Origin of the sequence: Klebsiella variicola (genome assembly GCF_000828055.2) — a bacterium.
GTDB lineage: Bacteria > Pseudomonadota > Gammaproteobacteria > Enterobacterales > Enterobacteriaceae > Klebsiella > Klebsiella variicola.
The window spans coordinates 407,340-423,398 of sequence record NZ_CP010523.2 but is presented as its reverse complement, the minus strand read 5'-3'; the positions used below and the strand labels follow the sequence as shown (position 1 = coordinate 423,398).

General features: G+C 56.9%; 18 protein-coding genes. 7 read left to right on the top strand and 11 right to left on the bottom strand.

Features of this window, described 5'->3' with window-relative positions; translation table 11 throughout:
* Positions 1–102: 102 nt before the first annotated feature.
* Complete coding sequence (gene fkpA / locus SP68_RS01895) at positions 103–933, bottom strand: FKBP-type peptidyl-prolyl cis-trans isomerase (protein ID WP_012540430.1); 831 nt, start codon at positions 931–933, stop codon at positions 103–105.
* Between the two features lie 222 nt (positions 934–1,155).
* On the opposite strand from fkpA, the gene SP68_RS01890 reads away from it, so the two are divergent.
* Positions 1,156–1,374: a protein SlyX gene (locus SP68_RS01890; RefSeq protein WP_002920136.1), complete on the top strand. Its 219-nt coding sequence runs from the start codon at positions 1,156–1,158 to the stop codon at positions 1,372–1,374.
* Between the two features lie 58 nt (positions 1,375–1,432).
* Here SP68_RS01890 and slyD read toward each other — a convergent pair whose 3' ends face one another.
* The 4 genes from slyD to kefG all read right to left on the bottom strand — a co-directional run bounded on the left by slyD (position 1,433) and on the right by kefG (position 4,684).
* Positions 1,433–2,023 (bottom strand): peptidylprolyl isomerase, encoded by a 591-nt coding sequence (gene slyD / locus SP68_RS01885; protein WP_008807039.1) that lies wholly within the window; start codon positions 2,021–2,023, stop codon positions 1,433–1,435.
* Positions 2,024–2,116: 93 nt separating this feature from the next.
* Complete coding sequence (locus SP68_RS01880; RefSeq protein ID WP_002920143.1) at positions 2,117–2,317, bottom strand: YheV family putative zinc ribbon protein; 201 nt, start codon at positions 2,315–2,317, stop codon at positions 2,117–2,119.
* A gap of 11 nt (positions 2,318–2,328) precedes the next feature.
* A complete protein-coding gene (kefB, locus tag SP68_RS01875) occupies positions 2,329–4,134 on the bottom strand; it encodes a glutathione-regulated potassium-efflux system protein KefB (RefSeq protein ID WP_008807038.1) in 1,806 nt (601 codons plus the stop codon).
* A complete protein-coding gene (kefG, locus tag SP68_RS01870; RefSeq protein WP_008807037.1) occupies positions 4,121–4,684 on the bottom strand; it encodes a glutathione-regulated potassium-efflux system ancillary protein KefG in 564 nt (187 codons plus the stop codon). Before kefG ends, kefB begins: the two co-directional genes overlap by 14 nt.
* 173 nt (positions 4,685–4,857) lie before the next feature.
* On the opposite strand from kefG, the gene SP68_RS01865 reads away from it, so the two are divergent.
* The 4 genes from SP68_RS01865 to SP68_RS01850 all read left to right on the top strand — a co-directional run bounded on the left by SP68_RS01865 (position 4,858) and on the right by SP68_RS01850 (position 9,107).
* Positions 4,858–6,762: an ABC transporter ATP-binding protein gene (locus SP68_RS01865; RefSeq protein ID WP_008807036.1), complete on the top strand. Its 1,905-nt coding sequence runs from the start codon at positions 4,858–4,860 to the stop codon at positions 6,760–6,762.
* 264 nt (positions 6,763–7,026) lie between these two features.
* Positions 7,027–7,986, top strand: coding sequence for a hydrolase (locus tag SP68_RS01860; protein ID WP_232692637.1), 960 nt, complete (start codon positions 7,027–7,029; stop codon positions 7,984–7,986).
* Positions 7,983–8,201: a YheU family protein gene (locus tag SP68_RS01855; protein WP_002920151.1), complete on the top strand. Its 219-nt coding sequence runs from the start codon at positions 7,983–7,985 to the stop codon at positions 8,199–8,201. Before SP68_RS01860 ends, SP68_RS01855 begins: the two co-directional genes overlap by 4 nt.
* 36 nt (positions 8,202–8,237) lie before the next feature.
* Positions 8,238–9,107, top strand: coding sequence for a phosphoribulokinase (locus SP68_RS01850; RefSeq protein WP_032740264.1), 870 nt, complete (start codon positions 8,238–8,240; stop codon positions 9,105–9,107).
* Between the two features lie 55 nt (positions 9,108–9,162).
* Here the strand turns inward: SP68_RS01850 and SP68_RS01845 are convergent, their stop codons facing one another.
* Positions 9,163–9,567: an OsmC family protein gene (locus tag SP68_RS01845; protein ID WP_004202200.1), complete on the bottom strand. Its 405-nt coding sequence runs from the start codon at positions 9,565–9,567 to the stop codon at positions 9,163–9,165.
* A 306-nt stretch (positions 9,568–9,873) separates the two neighbouring features.
* On the opposite strand from SP68_RS01845, the gene crp reads away from it, so the two are divergent.
* Together crp and SP68_RS01835 are read left to right on the top strand one after the other, a co-directional pair.
* A complete protein-coding gene (gene crp, locus SP68_RS01840) occupies positions 9,874–10,506 on the top strand; it encodes a cAMP-activated global transcriptional regulator CRP (protein WP_000242758.1) in 633 nt (210 codons plus the stop codon).
* Between the two features lie 51 nt (positions 10,507–10,557).
* A complete protein-coding gene (locus SP68_RS01835; RefSeq protein WP_012540426.1) occupies positions 10,558–12,636 on the top strand; it encodes a YccS/YhfK family putative transporter in 2,079 nt (692 codons plus the stop codon).
* Here SP68_RS01835 and argD read toward each other — a convergent pair.
* The 5 genes from argD to ppiA all read right to left on the bottom strand — a co-directional run bounded on the left by argD (position 12,626) and on the right by ppiA (position 15,968).
* Positions 12,626–13,846 (bottom strand): bifunctional acetylornithine/succinyldiaminopimelate transaminase, encoded by a 1,221-nt coding sequence (argD, locus tag SP68_RS01830; RefSeq protein WP_040968920.1) that lies wholly within the window; start codon positions 13,844–13,846, stop codon positions 12,626–12,628. The two genes, SP68_RS01835 and argD, sit on opposite strands and share 11 nt — an antisense overlap.
* Before the next feature lie 90 nt (positions 13,847–13,936).
* Positions 13,937–14,500: an aminodeoxychorismate synthase component 2 gene (gene pabA / locus SP68_RS01825; RefSeq protein ID WP_012540425.1), complete on the bottom strand. Its 564-nt coding sequence runs from the start codon at positions 14,498–14,500 to the stop codon at positions 13,937–13,939.
* A gap of 32 nt (positions 14,501–14,532) precedes the next feature.
* A complete protein-coding gene (locus SP68_RS01820) occupies positions 14,533–15,135 on the bottom strand; it encodes a putative adenosine monophosphate-protein transferase Fic (RefSeq protein WP_012540424.1) in 603 nt (200 codons plus the stop codon).
* Entirely contained in the window at positions 15,125–15,292 is a 168-nt protein-coding gene (locus SP68_RS01815; protein ID WP_012540423.1) for a YhfG family protein, read from the bottom strand. Before SP68_RS01815 ends, SP68_RS01820 begins: the two co-directional genes overlap by 11 nt.
* Before the next feature lie 106 nt (positions 15,293–15,398).
* On the bottom strand, positions 15,399–15,968 hold the full coding sequence (ppiA, locus tag SP68_RS01810; RefSeq protein WP_002920238.1) for a peptidylprolyl isomerase A: 570 nt from the start codon (positions 15,966–15,968) through the stop codon (positions 15,399–15,401).
* Positions 15,969–16,059: the final 91 nt, after the last annotated feature.

The following is a 16,059-nucleotide window of genomic DNA, read 5'->3' as shown; positions in this document are numbered from 1 at the left end:
CTATCTAAAGTAATACAGCGCCTGAGGATCTTTCCAGTTTTAATTATATCTGCGCTCAATAAAAAAGCCGCCGCCTCTGACGAGACGGCGGCCTGAACCCGATTACTTCTTAGCGTCAGCATTCGCGTCTGCGGCTTTCGCGTCGCCAGCGGCTTCCGGCTGTGCATCCGCCTTAGGCGCCGGTTTGATATCCAGCAGTTCTACGTCAAAGACCAGCGTAGAGTTGGCCGGGATCCCCGGAACGCCGGTTTTGCCGTAAGCCAGATCCGGTGGAATGACCAGCTTGATTTTACCGCCTTTCTTGATGTTCTTCAGGCCTTCCGTCCAGCCCGGGATCACGCCGTCCAGGCGGAAAGAGAGCGGCTCACCGCGGGTATAAGAGTTATCAAACTCTTTACCGTCGATCAGGGTGCCTTTGTAGTTAACCACCACGGTGTCGCTGTCTTTCGGCGCATCACCAGTGCCTTCTTTCTCGACTTTATACAGCAGGCCAGTTTTCGAGGTTTTCACGCCCTTCTCTTTAGCAAAGCTATCGCGGAAGGTTTTGCCTTTGGCTTCGTTCTCAGTCGCGTCTTTTTCCATTTTCTGCTGAGCCGCGGTCTTCACGCGCGTTTCAAAGGCCTGCAGAGTCTGTTCGATCTCCTGGTCGGACAGCTTGCTCTTATCGGCAAACGCGTCCTGTACGCCGGCGATCAACTGGGCTTTGTCCAGCTTAATGCCCAGCTTTTCTTGTTCTTTCAGGGAGTTTTCCATGTAACGCCCGAGAGACGCGCCCAGTGCATAGGCGGATTTCTGATCGTCATTTTTAAATGCCGATTTACTCTCAGCCGCTGGGGCTGCCTTCGCCGCCGCATCTGCAGCAAAGGTCAGCGGTGCATTCAGGGCGACGGCCATTGTGGTCGCCAGCAGCGTTACTTTAAACAGTGATTTCATCCATTTCTCCAGGGCCGGGGCCTCTCACCCCAGGGTTATCGTAAAAAGCAAAAAACGTACTATAGAACGTTGCCGTTAAAATCTACATACGGACGTTCCTGAATATCGCCTCTTTTAGGACTATTTTTGTATGAATAAGTTTCCTGTCAGACGCAGCGATGCTGCGCGAAAAGAGAAACTTAAGTAGAATCCGCTCGCAGGATCAGACTAAAGAGGTTACCCATGCACGATAGCACATTAGAAACGCGCCTTGCAGAGCTGGAAAGCCGGCTGGCGTTTCAGGAAATCACCATCGAAGACCTCAATAAAACCGTGACCGCCCACGAGATAGAGATGGCGAAGATGCGGGAGCATATGCGTCTGATGATCGAGAAACTGAAGGCGACCCAACCGTCCCATATCGCCTCTCAGGCAGAAGAGACGCCGCCTCCCCATTATTGAGACGTAAAAAAAGCGGGTTTCCCCGCTTTTTTTGGCTATCCGCGCGAACGCGACGCCATTAGTGGCAACCGCAACCGCCGTTACCGCAACCACCTTTGCCGTGTTCATGGTCGTGACCATGATCGTGGCCGTGGCCGCCGCAGCAACCGTCATGACCATGGTCATGATCGTGATCGTGGCCATGAGCGCCATGCACGTGACCATGCTCCAGCTCTTCAGCCGTTGCTTCACGAATAGCGACAACTTCCACATTGAACTTCAGGTTCTGGCCAGCCAGCATGTGGTTGCCATCAACCACAACGTGGTCGTCTTCAACTTCAGTGATTTCTACCGGTACTGGACCCTGATCGGTTTCCGCCAGGAAGCGCATACCAACCTGCAGTTCATCAACGCCCATAAAGACGTCTTTCGGTACACGCTGCACCAGGTTTTCGTCATACTGGCCGTAAGCGTCGTTAGCGCCGACAGCTACGTCAAATTTGTCGCCCACTTCGTGGCCATCCAGCGCGTTTTCCAGGCCGGAAATCAGGGAGCCGTGACCGTGCAGGTAATCCAGCGGCGCGCTTACCGGAGACTCATCAACCAACACACCGTCTTCTGTACGTACCTGATAGGCCAGGCTGACCACCAGGTCTTTTGCTACTTTCATGATATCTCCTGAGATGGGAAGAATAGTGGCGCAGATTGTAGCGGAATTCTGCAGCCGTGTACCCTCTAGCTTAAAAAAAGCCGACGGATAACGCTAGTCGGGATGAAAAATGCCAATCACCTGCTCCTCTTTGCGTACATGCTCGCGGGCCTCTTTATCCGCCTCACGCATTTGGTGACCACACTTAACGCATTCAACGACATCGACATTATTCTCACGCCACATCGCCAGCGAATCCTGCGCCTGGCACGCCGGACATTTCGCCCCGGCAATAAAACGTTTACGCACTGCCATATGATTTACCTTTATTCAAACTCGTCCCAGCCGTCCAGCTGCCGACTTTCTTTCTGCATTTCACGCTGAAAAATCTCTTCCAGTTCGCGTCGGGCTTCCCGCACGCGAGATACCTGTACCGTATCAGTATGCACTGGCATTAACTCGCGCAGCATTCGCATATCGAGCCGTCGGAAGTGCAGTTGCGCGCGCTGGGCCTGGTGAGGATGCATCCCCAGGGTGATGAGCGCTTTGCGCCCCAGTTCCAGTGCACTGGAGAAGGTTTCACGAGAAAACTGCGTCACACCGGCCTGCAGCAGCTCATGCGCCTCAACGCGACCGCGTGCGCGGGCCAGAATATGCAGATGTGGAAAGTGTTGTTGACACATTTCCACCAGCCGCATGGTGTCTTCCGGCTCATTACAGGTGATGACGATCGACTGCGCCTCTTCCGCTCCCGCCGAGCGCAGCAGCTCCAGCTGGGTAGCGTCGCCAAAATAGACTTTGTAGCCATAGTTTCGCATCAGATTCACCGCGCTGATGTCCCGCTCCAGCACTGTAATACGCATCTTATTGGCCATCAGCAGGCGACCGATAACCTGACCAAAGCGACCAAACCCGACAATAATCACCTGCGGCTTGTCATCCTCCACCCACGGCGCCTCATCGGTATCATCTGCCGGATTCAGCCGTCGCGACAATAGCTTATCTATCCCCTTCATCAGCAGCGGCGTCGTCATCATCGACAACGTCACCGCCACCAGCAGCAGCGCCATCTGGTCATGCTGGAACAACCGCTGAGAGGCGGGCAGCGAAAAGAGGACAAACGCGAACTCACCGCCCTGGCTTAATACGCCCGCAAACTGCATCCGCTCTGAACTTCGCAGGCCATAGAGACGGGCCAGCAGATAGAGCACCAGCATTTTTACCGCCACCAGCACCGCCACACTCACCGCCACCCACAGCAGATGGGTATACAGCACGCCAAGGTTCAGCGCCATGCCGACGGAGATAAAGAACAGCCCAAGCAGCAGCCCCTTGAACGGATCGATAGCGATTTCCAGTTCGTGGCGATACTCGCTTTCCGCCAGCAGCACGCCGGCGATAAAGGTACCAAGCGCCATCGACAACCCCAGCGCCTCCATAAACAGCGCCGACCCAAGGACCAGCAGTAGCGTGGCGGCAGTAAACACTTCCCTGACCCCTGAGCTGGCGATGAAACGGAACACCGGCCGCAGCAGATAGCGTCCGCCAATCAGCATCCCGGCAAAGGCCAGGACCTTCATACCGACCGTCAGCCAGTTAACATGCTCATCCGCGGAACCGGCCAGCAGGGGAACCAGCGCCAGCGCCGGGATCACCGCCAGATCCTGAAACAGCAGGACCGAAAAGCCTAACTGCCCCGATTCGCTGCGGCTCATTCCCTTCTCACGCATCAGCTGCAGCGCCATGGCGGTGGAAGACATCGCCAGGCCGATCCCGCCGACCACCGCCGCCTGCCATGAAAACCCGGTCGTCATCAGCAATCCACCGAGGATCGCCGCGCTGAGCATCACCTGCGCCGCGCCAACGCCGAAGATAGAGCTTCGCAGCCGCCATAGCTTGGCCGGATTAAGCTCCAGGCCGATGATAAACATCAGAAACACTACGCCGAGCTCAGAGAAATGGAGAATTTCATCCACATCGCTGATAAACCCAAGTCCCCACGGGCCAATCGCAATCCCGGCCAGCAGATAGCCCAGCACCGCGCCAATACCCAATCTTGAGGCCAGAGGTACGGCAATAACGGCGGCGAACAAAAAAAGAACGCCCGCCAGCAGCAAATCAGATCCCGCCATGTATACCTCCGGCGGTAAGGGGATTGGCCAGCCAGTCCCGGTAGGCCCGAGCGCGGCTACGCAATTCCTCTGGCTGTTGCCGCCGTGCCCAGTAGACAATAATGGGGCTCATCCAGTGCATACGGCACATGCCGGCGGTCAGTTCAAAAGGACGTAAAATATCGTTCATCGGATAGCGATTGGCATCGCGACGGTAGGCGCTCTCAGGTTCGCCGGTGGTGATCACACTACGCCAGTACTTTCCCGCCAGTTCGTTTCCTCCGGCACCGCTGGCGAAGCCGCGGCTTAACACACGATCCAACCACTCCTTGAGCAGCGCCGGACAGCTCCAGGTATATAAAGGATGCTGGAAAACAATCACCTCATGCTGGCGCAGCAGGTCCTGTTCATGAGCGATATCGATAAAAAAATCCGGATAGTGCGCGTAAAGATCGTGCACGGTGACGTTCGGCAACTGTAAGGCCGGCTCTAATAAAACCCGGTTGGCCACGGAATCATGAGATTCTGGGTGGGCATACAGCAGCAACACTTTCGCTGTCTGAGACATCATTCCCCTCCCGTAGGTCTTCTGGCGGCCTGCGCAGCCCCGGTGTTCTGACACCGCCAGAATGACTTTGTGTATCGTCTTCGTTTTGGGCTACCATGGCGGCCCGGTGAAGCGATTCGCTTCCACACTACATTATCATAATGACAAATTAACATAGTCTGAACATACGGCGCCTTATGATTGTTTTCTCCTCGTTACAAATTCGTCGCGGCGTACGCGTCCTGCTGGACAACGCCACCGCTACCATCAACCCTGGCCAAAAGGTCGGTCTGGTGGGGAAAAACGGCTGCGGGAAATCGACGCTGCTATCGCTTTTGAAAAACGAGATAAGCGCTGACGGCGGCAGTATGACCTTTCCAGGCAGCTGGCAGCTGGCATGGGTGAATCAGGAAACCCCGGCGCTGCCTCAGCCGGCTATCGATTATGTTATTGATGGCGATCGTGAATACCGCCAGCTGGAAGCCGCGCTCCAGCAGGCAAATGAGCGCAACGACGGCCATGCCATCGCCACGGTCCACGGCAAGCTGGACGCCATCGACGCCTGGACCATCCGTTCGCGCGCTGCCAGCCTGCTGCACGGTCTGGGATTCAGCAACGAACAGCTGGAGCGGCCGGTCAGCGATTTTTCCGGCGGCTGGCGTATGCGCCTTAACCTCGCCCAGGCGCTGATTTGCCGCTCCGATCTGCTGCTGCTCGATGAACCGACTAACCACCTCGACCTCGATGCCGTCATCTGGCTCGAAAAATGGCTTAAGGGTTACACAGGGACGCTGATCCTGATCTCCCACGATCGCGATTTTCTCGATCCTATCGTCGACAAAATTATCCATATCGAACAGCAGACGATGTTTGAGTACACCGGTAACTACAGCTCGTTCGAAGTGCAGCGCGCTACCCGTCTCTCTCAGCAGCAGGCGATGTACGAAAGCCAGCAGCAGCGCGTTGCGCATCTGCAAAGCTATATCGACCGCTTCCGCGCTAAGGCCACCAAGGCCAAGCAGGCGCAAAGCCGTATCAAAATGCTCGAACGGATGGAGCTTATCGCCCCGGCGCACGTGGATAACCCGTTCCACTTCAGCTTCCGCCAGCCGGAGAGTCTGCCTAACCCGTTACTGAAAATGGAGAAAGTCAGCGCCGGTTACGGCGAGCGTATTATCCTCGACTCCATCAAGCTCAATCTGGTGCCGGGCTCGCGCATCGGCCTGCTGGGCCGCAACGGCGCCGGGAAGTCGACTCTGATTAAGCTGCTGGCGGGTGAACTCCAGCCGGTGAGCGGCGAGATCGGTCTCGCAAAAGGTATCAAGCTCGGCTACTTCGCCCAGCATCAACTGGAGTTCCTGCGTGCCGATGAGTCGCCGCTGCAGCACCTGGCGCGCCTGGCCCCGCAGGAACTGGAGCAGAAACTGCGTGATTATCTGGGCGGCTTTGGTTTCCAGGGCGATAAGGTCAGCGAAGAGACCCGCCGCTTCTCTGGTGGAGAAAAAGCGCGCCTGGTACTGGCCCTGATCGTCTGGCAGCGCCCTAACCTGCTGCTGCTCGATGAACCGACCAACCACCTTGACCTCGATATGCGTCAGGCCTTAACCGAAGCGCTGATCGACTTTGAAGGGGCGCTGGTTGTCGTGTCGCACGATCGTCACCTGATCCGTTCCACCACCGACGATCTGTACCTCGTTCATGACGGTAAAGTCGAGCCGTTCGACGGCGATCTGGAAGATTATCAGCAGTGGCTCAGCGACTCGCAAAAACAGGAATCACAGAGCAGCGACGCGCCAAAAGAGAGCGGCAACAGCGCGCAGGCGCGCAAGGACCAGAAGCGTCGGGAAGCGGAACTGCGCAGCCAGACCCAACCGCTGCGCAAAGAGATCGCCCGTCTGGAAAAAGAGATGGACAAGCTCAACGCGCAGTTGGCCAGTGCGGAAGAAAAACTTGGCGACAGTGAGCTTTATGACGCCTCACGTAAAGCCGAACTAACCGAATGCCTGCAGCAGCAGGCCAGCGCGAAGTCCGGGCTGGAGGAGTGTGAAATGGCCTGGCTGGAGGCCCAGGAGCAGCTGGAGCAGATGCTTCAGGAAGGCTAATATTGACTTCCTCATCCTGCCTGCGCGTACGATGCCGCTGGCAGGGTGGGTTTCTGCCCTCTCCATGGCCTGCCATCAGTGACATCAATGATTTGTTTTTGCTGTAACCTGGCGTCGCTGGCCACAAGACCACATATTGGCTAACCCCTGTGCGCCCTGCGCGGTATAGTCATCATCACGTTTATTAATTGTTCTGGTGCTATGGTTGAAATCATCCCCACAGACATGACGCCCCCCGAAAACGATTCGCGTGAGTTCCATCCGATGCGCGGCGTGGGCAATCGTCATCTGCAAACCATGCTGCCGCGGCTGATCCGCCGTAAATTGCGCTTTACCCCGCACTGGCAGCGCCTTGAGCTGCCGGACGGCGATTTTGTCGATCTGGCCTGGAGCGAAGACCCGCATCAGGCGCGCCATAAGCCGCGCCTCGTCGTCTTTCATGGTCTCGAAGGAAGCCTGCACAGCCCGTACGCCCATGGTCTGATCCACGCGGCGATGCAGCGCGACTGGCTGGGCGTGGTTATGCATTTCCGCGGCTGCAGCGGCGAACCTAACCGCAATAACCGCATCTATCACTCCGGCGAAACAGAAGATGGCACCTGGTTTCTGCACTGGCTACAGCGCGAGTTTGGTCCCGCGCCGACTGCGGCCGTCGGCTATTCACTAGGCGGCAATATGCTGGGCTGCCTGCTGGCAGAAGAAGGCGACCGCTGCCCGCTGGATGCGGCGGTGATCGTCTCCGCGCCTTTTATGCTGGAAGCCTGCAGCTATCATATGGATAAGGGCTTCTCGCGGGTTTATCAGCGCTATCTGCTCAATCTGTTAAAAGCCAATGCCTCACGCAAGCTGAAAGCGTATCCTGGCTCACTGCCTGTCGATTTACGCCAGCTTAAAGGGATGCGCCGCATCCGGGAATTTGACGATATGATCACCGCCAAAATCCATGGTTTCGCCGATGCGCTGGATTATTACCGGCAATGCAGCGCCATGCCGCGGCTCAGCGATATCACTAAGCCAACGCTCATCATTCACGCGAAAGACGATCCATTTATGGATCACCACTCCATACCGCCGCAGGAGCAACTGCCGGCGAACGTTGAGTATCAATTAACTGAGCAAGGCGGCCACGTTGGTTTCGTCGGCGGCACCCTGCGTAAGCCGGAGATGTGGCTGGAAAGACGCATCCCGGACTGGTTAAACCGTTGGCTGGAGGTCGCCGTATGATTATTCCCTGGCAGGATCTGGATCCCGAAACGCTGGATAACCTGATTGAAAGCTTTGTGTTACGTGAAGGCACCGATTATGGTGAACATGAACGTTCACTTGCCGATAAAGTCGCCGATGTAAAACAGCAGTTGAAACGCGGAGAGGCGGTCCTTGTGTGGTCGGAACTGCATGAGACGGTCAATATTATGCCGCGCGCGCTGTTTAACGGCTAAGGCGACGCCACTACATCGTTTAACCAGGGAGTTGTTATGTCTGCCAAACATCCGGTGATCGCCGTCACGGGCTCCAGCGGCGCGGGCACTACCACCACCAGCCTTGCCTTTCGCAAAATCTTCGCGCAGCTAAACCTGCACGCCGCGGAGGTGGAAGGCGATAGCTTTCATCGCTACACCCGCCCGGAAATGGACATGGCGATCCGCAAGGCGCGGGATCAGGGCAAACATATCAGCTACTTTGGCCCGGAGGCGAACGACTTTGGCCTGCTGGAGCAGACCTTTATCGACTATGGCCGCCACGGAAAAGGCCAGTCGCGGAAATACCTGCATACCTATGACGAAGCCGTACCGTGGAATCAGGTGCCAGGGACTTTCACCCCCTGGCAGCCGCTGCCGGAGCCGACAGACGTACTGTTCTATGAGGGGCTGCACGGCGGGGTTGTCACGCCGCATCATGATGTCGCCAGCCATGTCGACCTGCTGGTCGGCGTAGTGCCTATCGTTAACCTCGAGTGGATCCAAAAGCTTATTCGCGACACCAGCGAGCGCGGCCACTCCCGGGAGGCGGTGATGGACTCAGTCGTCCGCTCGATGGAAGACTACATCAACTTCATTACCCCGCAATTTTCCCGCACCCATATCAACTTTCAGCGCGTGCCGACGGTAGACACTTCCAACCCGTTTGCCGCGAAAACTATTCCCTCGCTGGACGAGAGCTTTGTGGTGATCCATTTCCGTAACCTGCAGAATATCGACTTCCCCTGGCTGCTGGCGATGCTGCAGGGGTCGTTTATCTCGCACATGAACACGCTGGTGGTGCCGGGCGGTAAAATGGGGCTGGCGATGGAGCTTATCATGACGCCGCTGGTCGAGCGCCTGATGGAAGGCCGCAAGATCGGCTAACAGAAAAAACCCCGGCCAGGCCGGGGTTGAGATGCTTCACAACGGCAGGCGAAGACTACGCCTCGATCACTTCATAGGAGTGGGTGATCTTCACCGCTTTTTCCAGCATCAGCGCCACCGAGCAGTATTTCTCTGCCGACAGATCCACCGCCCGGGAGACCGCGGCATCTTTCAGCGCCTTACCGGTGACGATAAAGTGCAGATTAATATGCGTAAACAGACGCGGCGCCTCTTCGCGGCGCTCCGACGTCAGCTTCACTTCGCAGTTGGTCACCTCATGGCGACCTTTTTGCAGAATAGAAACCACATCGATCGCACTGCAACCGCCCGCCGCCATCAGCACCATCTCCATCGGGCTGGGTGCCTTATCCCCGGAGTTGCCATCCATCAGAATCTGGTGTCCTGACGCGGACTCCCCGATAAAGGTTAACCCTTCAACCCATTTCACACGCGCTTGCATAAAATTTAACTCCAGTATCGCAATTTTCCTGTCAGATTACGCGCACATAACAATTCTCGCAACGGAAGGCGACCTGCGTCATGCTGAAGCGAGACACCAGGAGACATGCGGCGAAAGCTATGCTAAAACAGTCTGGATGCTACAGTATTACATTGATGTACTGCATGTATGCAGAGGAGTTCACATTACGGGCTGTCGAAAAATCATCAGCCAGCTTCCCAGGTATAGGGAAACAATACGATTGCATGCCCGGACGCCGTGTAGTGTCGGCGCCCGGAGATAGCTTATAACAGAGGATAACCGCGCATGGTGCTTGGCAAACCGCAAACAGACCCTACCCTTGAATGGTTCTTGTCTCATTGCCACATTCATAAGTACCCATCAAAGAGCACGCTGATCCACCAGGGTGAAAAAGCAGAAACGCTGTACTACATCGTTAAAGGCTCCGTGGCTGTACTCATCAAGGATGAAGAAGGTAAAGAGATGATCCTCTCCTACCTCAACCAGGGCGATTTCATCGGTGAATTAGGCCTGTTTGAAGAGGGTCAGGAGCGTAGCGCCTGGGTACGGGCGAAAACCGCATGTGAAGTGGCCGAAATCTCTTATAAGAAATTCCGTCAGCTGATCCAGGTTAACCCGGACATTCTGATGCGCCTCTCTTCGCAAATGGCTCGCCGTCTGCAGGTCACGTCTGAGAAAGTGGGCAACCTCGCCTTCCTCGACGTGACGGGCCGTATCGCCCAGACGCTGCTGAACCTGGCGAAGCAACCCGATGCCATGACCCACCCGGACGGTATGCAAATTAAAATTACCCGTCAGGAAATTGGTCAGATCGTCGGCTGCTCTCGTGAAACGGTTGGCCGTATTTTGAAAATGCTGGAAGATCAGAACCTGATTTCCGCACACGGTAAAACTATCGTCGTCTACGGCACCCGTTAAGTTGCTAAGCGGCGTATTGCTCCTGCAGTACGCCGTTCTTGTTTTTCCCTCATGTGGCGCAGGCTGATTTACCACCCGGAAGTCAACTATGCACTGCGGCAAACGCTGGTGCTGTGTCTGCCTGTGGCCATCGGTCTTCTGCTCGGCCATCTCCAGCAGGGGCTGTTGTTTTCCTTAGTGCCCGCCTGCTGCAACATTGCCGGTCTTGATACCCCACATAAGCGCTTTTTCAAACGTCTGATTATCGGCGGCTGTCTGTTTGCCGGATGCAGTCTGGTGGTGCAGTTGCTGCTCGCTCAGGCCATTCCCCTGCCGCTTATTCTCAGCGGCCTGGCGCTATTGCTCGGCGTCACCGCGGAGATCAGTTCGCTGCACGCGCGCCTGCTGCCCGCGTCGCTGATCGCCGCTATCTTTACCCTGAGCCTGGCGGGCAATATGCCCATCTGGGAACCACTGCTGATCTACGCTTTCGGTACGCTGTGGTACGGCGTGTTTAACTGGCTCTGGTTCTGGCTGTGGCGCGAACAGCCGCTGCGGGAGTCGCTCAGCCTGCTTTACCGGGAACTGGCTGACTATTGTGAAGCCAAATACAGTCTGTTGACCCAGCATACCGATCCGTCGACCGCCCTGCCGCCGCTGCTCACCCGCCAGCAGAAGGTAGTCGACCTGATTACCCAGTGCTATCAGCAGATGCATATGCTGGCCGCCAACCAACGCAACGACCACAAGCGTCTGCTGCGGGCGTTCCAGGTTGGGCTGGATCTACAGGAACATATTTCGGTTAGCCTGCATCAGCCAGAAGAGGTACAAAAGCTGGTGGAACGCAGCCATGCCGAAGCGGTGATCCGCTGGAATGCGCAAACCGTCGCTGCCCGCCTGCGCGTGCTGGCGGATGATATTCTCTATCATCGCTTTCCGCAGCGTTTTCAGATGGATAAACAGATTGAGGCTCTGGAAAAGATCGCCCGCCAGCATCCGGACAACCCGGTCGGTCAGTTCTGCGCCTGGCACTTTAGCCGTATCGCCCGGGTGCTGCATACCCAGCGCCCCCTGTATGCCCGGGATCTGATGGCCGACAAAGAGCGTCGTTTACCGCTGTTTCCCGCGCTAAAGAACTATCTGTCGCTGAAATCACCCGCACTGCGCAATGCCGCGCGCATCAGCGTCATGCTGAGCGTCGCCAGCCTGATGGGCAACGCCCTGCATTTGCCGAAGCCCTACTGGATCCTGATGACGGTGCTCTTCGTCACGCAAAACGGCTACGGCGCCACGCGGGTGCGAATTGTTCACCGGGCGGCGGGAACGCTCGCCGGCCTGGTCATCGCCGGGCTAACCTTGCACTTTCACGTTCCGGAGAGCTATACCCTGAGTGGCATGCTGCTGATTACCCTGCTCAGCTATCTGATCATCCGTAAACACTATGGCTGGGCGATGGTAGGCTTTACGGTGACGGCGGTGTATACCCTGCAACTGCTGACGCTCAACGGCGAACAGTTTATTGTCGCCCGGCTTATCGACACGCTTATCGGCTGCCTGATCGCCTTCGGCGGGATGGTCTGGCTGTGGCCGCAGTGGCAGAGCGGCCTGCTGAAAAAAAACGCCCACGATGCGCTGGAGGCCGACCAGCAGGCGATTCGCCTGATCCTCAGCGCCGATCCAAAAGCCCCCGCGCTGGCCTATCAACGCATGCGCGTCAACCAGGCGCATAACGCGCTCTACAACTCCCTGAATCAGGCGATGCAGGAGCCCGGTTTTAATACCCACTACCTGGAAGATATGAAGCTGTGGGTGACGCACAGTCAGTTTATCGTCGAACACATCAACGCTATGACCACCCTGGCCCGGGAGCATACGATGCTCACCCCGGATCTTGCCCAGCGCTATCTCGAATCTTGTGAGATTGCCTTGCAACGCTGCCAGCAGCGGCTGGACAGCGATGGTCCCGGCAGCGCAGGGGATGCCAATATTCTGGAGTCGCCGGAAACAGAGGTGCCGAACGGTCCGTTAAGTACCCTGGAGCAGCACCTGCAACGCATTCTGGGCCATCTGAACACCATGCATACCATATCGTCAGTAGCATGGCGTCAGCGGCCGCATCATGGCATCTGGCTGCGGAAAATCAGCCGTTAATCACCTTTGCCACTGCCTGGGCAAAACGCGCCATCCCCTCGGCAATATCCTGCTCGTCGATGATCAGCGAGGGAACAAAACGCATCACGTCCGGCCCGGCGTTGAGCACCATGACGCCGGCTTGCGCAGCGGCATAGAGGAAATCACGCGCGCGGCCCTTGTGCTGCGGCTTGAGTTCGGCGCCAATCAGCAGGCCCATCCCGCGAATATCACTGAACAGATCAAATTCAGCATCCAGCTGCTGCAGGTGTTTGACGAACAGTTCGCGCTTCGCGCTCACGCCATCCAGCACCGCCGGGGTATTGATTAGATCGAAGGCGGCGTTGGCGACCGCGCAGGCCAGCGGGTTGCCGCCGTAGGTTGAGCCATGGGAACCCGCATGGAAGGCGCTGGCGATCTCATGGGTGGTCAGCATGGCGCTGACCGGGAAGCCGCCGCCGAGCGCTTTGGCGCTGGTCAGAATATCCGGCGTCACACCGTAATGCATATAGGCGAACAGCGATCCGGTACGCCCCATACCGCACTGCACTTCATCAAAGACTAACAGCGCCTGGTGCTGATCGCACAGCTCACGCAGCCCCTGCAGGAAGGCCGGCGTCGCTGCCGTCACGCCGCCTTCGCCCTGAATCGGCTCCACCACCACTGCGCAAGTGTGGTCATCCATCACCGCTTTTACCGCCTGCAGGTCGTTGAAGGGAATATGGACAATATCCGCCGGTTTCGGGCCGAAACCATCGGAGTACTTCGGCTGCCCACCGACGGAAACGGTAAACAGGGAGCGGCCATGGAAGGCATTATGGAAGGCAATGATTTTGGTTTTATACGGGCTATGGCGGGTCACCGCATAGTGACGCGCCAGCTTAAAGGCCGTTTCATTGGCTTCCGTACCGGAGTTCATAAACACCACGCGCTCGGCGAAGGTGGCCTCGACAAGTTTACGTCCCAGACGCAGCGCTGGCTCATTGGTAAAGACGTTGCTGGTGTGCCACAGCGTTTCGCCCTGCTCGTGGAGCGCCGCCACCAGCGCCGGGTGGCAATGGCCGAGCGCCGTCACCGCGATACCGCCGGCAAAATCAACATACTCTTTGCCCTGCTGATCCCAGACGCGGCTGCCTTTCCCTTTCACCGGGATGAATTCTGCTGGTGCATAAATCGGCAAAATAACTTCATCGAATGTGGCGCGGGTGATTGCCGGTTGTTCAGTTGCCATGTCTTGCCCATCCCTCTTCGTTATGCAGATGTAATCATGAAAATATAATCACAAAATATGCATAAAAAATCAGTCAATGGCAACTGAAAATCACCGCTTCAGAAAGTTTTCCAGCAATTGATGGCCCTGCTCGCTGAGGATGCTTTCCGGATGAAACTGCACGCCCTCAAGATCCCAGGCGCGGTGGCGGATCCCCATAATCTCAGCGCTGGCGCTGCGGGCGGTGACGATAAACTCGGGCGGGAGCGTCGGCGGGTCAATCACCAGCGAGTGATAACGGGTCACCGTCAGGGGATTATTCAGCCCCTGAAACACCCCTTCGCCGTTATGCTCAATAAGCGAGGTTTTACCATGCATCACCTGTGCCGCCCGTACGATGGTCGCGCCAAACGCCTGGGCTATCGCCTGGTGCCCGAGACAGACGCCCAGTAGCGGCGTTTTCCCCGCATAGTGGCGGATAACCGCGAGGGAAATCCCCGCCTCATTCGGCGTGCAGGGGCCTGGCGAGATCACGATTTTCTCCGGCGCCAGCGCCGCTATCTCCTCCAGCGTCAACGCATCATTGCGCCTGACCAGTACTTCCGCACCCAGTTCGCAGAAGTACTGATACAGATTCCAGGTGAAAGAGTCATAGTTATCGATAAGCAGGATCATAGCGGCTCCGGAACAATCAAAACCGGGCTATTCTACTCAGATTCCCGCGCTTCGCTTACCACTTTGCGAAAGATCGCCACCAGCGGAGCCGGATCGCCCATCGCGCTCTGCTGGCAGGCCGCGCTCCAGCCGGCGGGGTCGACGTCACGCCAGTCAAGCAGGTAGCCGGCATGTATTGCCAGCTGTTCAAAGAAAATGCGCTGGGTCAGGCCATTGCCAAGACGAAAAGGGTGCAGCACATTAATTTCGCCATAGAACCAGCTCAGGCGTTCAATAAAGATCTCGCGCGGCAGGCCATTGAGATAATCCTCCTGCTCAAGGGCCTGCATCAGGGCGTTCCCCTCCTCCTCGATCCGGGCAAAGTGGCAGAACGGCGTATCGCCCAGGTAGAGGTTCACTTCACGTAACCGGCCGGCCCAGTCAAACAGATCCTGATACAGCTGATGATGAATCGCGCACAGATAGGGTAAGCCGCGCACCCGCGGCCCCAGCGGCAAGGTTGCCGCCCGCAACGCCGTCATCTCAAAGGCGGCCTGTTGCAGATTTTTAGCCTGCCGGATGCCGAGGCGGTTGCGCAGGACATTCAGCGCCGGGTAGAGGTAAGGATCGCGTTCATCGCCGAATTTATCGCTCATACTCCCTCCGCAGCGTCGCCAGACGCGCCAGCGCCTCTTCGGCAGTCAACGTAACCAGCGGCACCGTCACGCCTTCAAGGCGACGACTGGCCTGAAAATTGGTATTGCGTGTCTGTTCCCAGAGTCGGGATTTTTGCTTTTCGGTGAGTGGACGCATCGTCGCCCCCCTTATCGTCCCCTGTGTGCCACAAGTATAAGCAGCAATTTCAGGTTATGCCGGGAGGCAACCGGGCGCGGCGATAGCACACCGCGCCGTGGAAGGATTAGGGCAGCACTTTCGCAGAGAGGATAACAACCGGTTTGGTCGGCACATTCTGGTATGGGCCGACGTTATGGGTCTGGACCTGGGAGATCTTATCCGCGACGTCCATACCTTTCACTACCTTGCCAAACACCGCATAGCCAAAGTCGCGCTGACCATGGTCAAGGAAGGCGTTATCCGCCACGTTGATGAAGAACTGGCTGGTGGCGCTATCCTGGTCGGCGGTACGCGCCATCGCGATGGTACCGCGGGTGTTGCGCAGGCCGTTGTCTGCTTCATTCTTAATCGGCGGGTTAGGCTGTTTCTGCTGCATCTGCTCGTTAAAGCCGCCGCCCTGCACCATGAAACCCGGGATCACGCGGTGGAAGGTGGTGTTGTTGTAGAAGCCGCTGTTGACGTACTTCAGGAAGTTATCCACGGAAATCGGGGCTTTCTGACTGTTTAACTCAAGCTCAATGTTCCCTGCCGAGGTGGTCAGCAGCACATGCGGATCGCCCTTTGCCGCCATGGCCGGGGAGAACGCTGAAATGGCGAAAACGGCAGCCATCGCCGCCAGTGTTGATTTGAGCATGGAAATTCCTTAACGGAGCAGAATAAAAGCGAGTGCCTTGATTCTAAAGAGCCTTTGCATCCTGGGCCAGCCTTTTACCAAATTTTACTTA

Coding starts and splice junctions, on each gene's coding strand:
- fkpA (WP_012540430.1), bottom strand. CDS start 933: ATGAAATCACTGTTTAAAGTAACGCTGCTGGCGACCACAATGGCCGTC.
- argD (WP_040968920.1), bottom strand. CDS start 13,846: ATGGCAACTGAACAACCGGCAATCACCCGCGCCACATTCGATGAAGTT.
- SP68_RS01845 (WP_004202200.1), bottom strand. CDS start 9,567: ATGCAAGCGCGTGTGAAATGGGTTGAAGGGTTAACCTTTATCGGGGAG.
- kefB (WP_008807038.1), bottom strand. CDS start 4,134: ATGGCGGGATCTGATTTGCTGCTGGCGGGCGTTCTTTTTTTGTTCGCC.
- crp (WP_000242758.1), top strand. CDS start 9,874: ATGGTGCTTGGCAAACCGCAAACAGACCCTACCCTTGAATGGTTCTTG.
- slyD (WP_008807039.1), bottom strand. CDS start 2,023: ATGAAAGTAGCAAAAGACCTGGTGGTCAGCCTGGCCTATCAGGTACGT.
- SP68_RS01850 (WP_032740264.1), top strand. CDS start 8,238: ATGTCTGCCAAACATCCGGTGATCGCCGTCACGGGCTCCAGCGGCGCG.
- SP68_RS01860 (WP_232692637.1), top strand. CDS start 7,027: ATGCGCGGCGTGGGCAATCGTCATCTGCAAACCATGCTGCCGCGGCTG.
- SP68_RS01815 (WP_012540423.1), bottom strand. CDS start 15,292: ATGCGTCCACTCACCGAAAAGCAAAAATCCCGACTCTGGGAACAGACA.
- SP68_RS01890 (WP_002920136.1), top strand. CDS start 1,156: ATGCACGATAGCACATTAGAAACGCGCCTTGCAGAGCTGGAAAGCCGG.
- SP68_RS01835 (WP_012540426.1), top strand. CDS start 10,558: ATGTGGCGCAGGCTGATTTACCACCCGGAAGTCAACTATGCACTGCGG.
- pabA (WP_012540425.1), bottom strand. CDS start 14,500: ATGATCCTGCTTATCGATAACTATGACTCTTTCACCTGGAATCTGTAT.
- SP68_RS01880 (WP_002920143.1), bottom strand. CDS start 2,317: ATGGCAGTGCGTAAACGTTTTATTGCCGGGGCGAAATGTCCGGCGTGC.
- SP68_RS01820 (WP_012540424.1), bottom strand. CDS start 15,135: ATGAGCGATAAATTCGGCGATGAACGCGATCCTTACCTCTACCCGGCG.
- SP68_RS01855 (WP_002920151.1), top strand. CDS start 7,983: ATGATTATTCCCTGGCAGGATCTGGATCCCGAAACGCTGGATAACCTG.
- ppiA (WP_002920238.1), bottom strand. CDS start 15,968: ATGCTCAAATCAACACTGGCGGCGATGGCTGCCGTTTTCGCCATTTCA.
- SP68_RS01865 (WP_008807036.1), top strand. CDS start 4,858: ATGATTGTTTTCTCCTCGTTACAAATTCGTCGCGGCGTACGCGTCCTG.
- kefG (WP_008807037.1), bottom strand. CDS start 4,684: ATGATGTCTCAGACAGCGAAAGTGTTGCTGCTGTATGCCCACCCAGAA.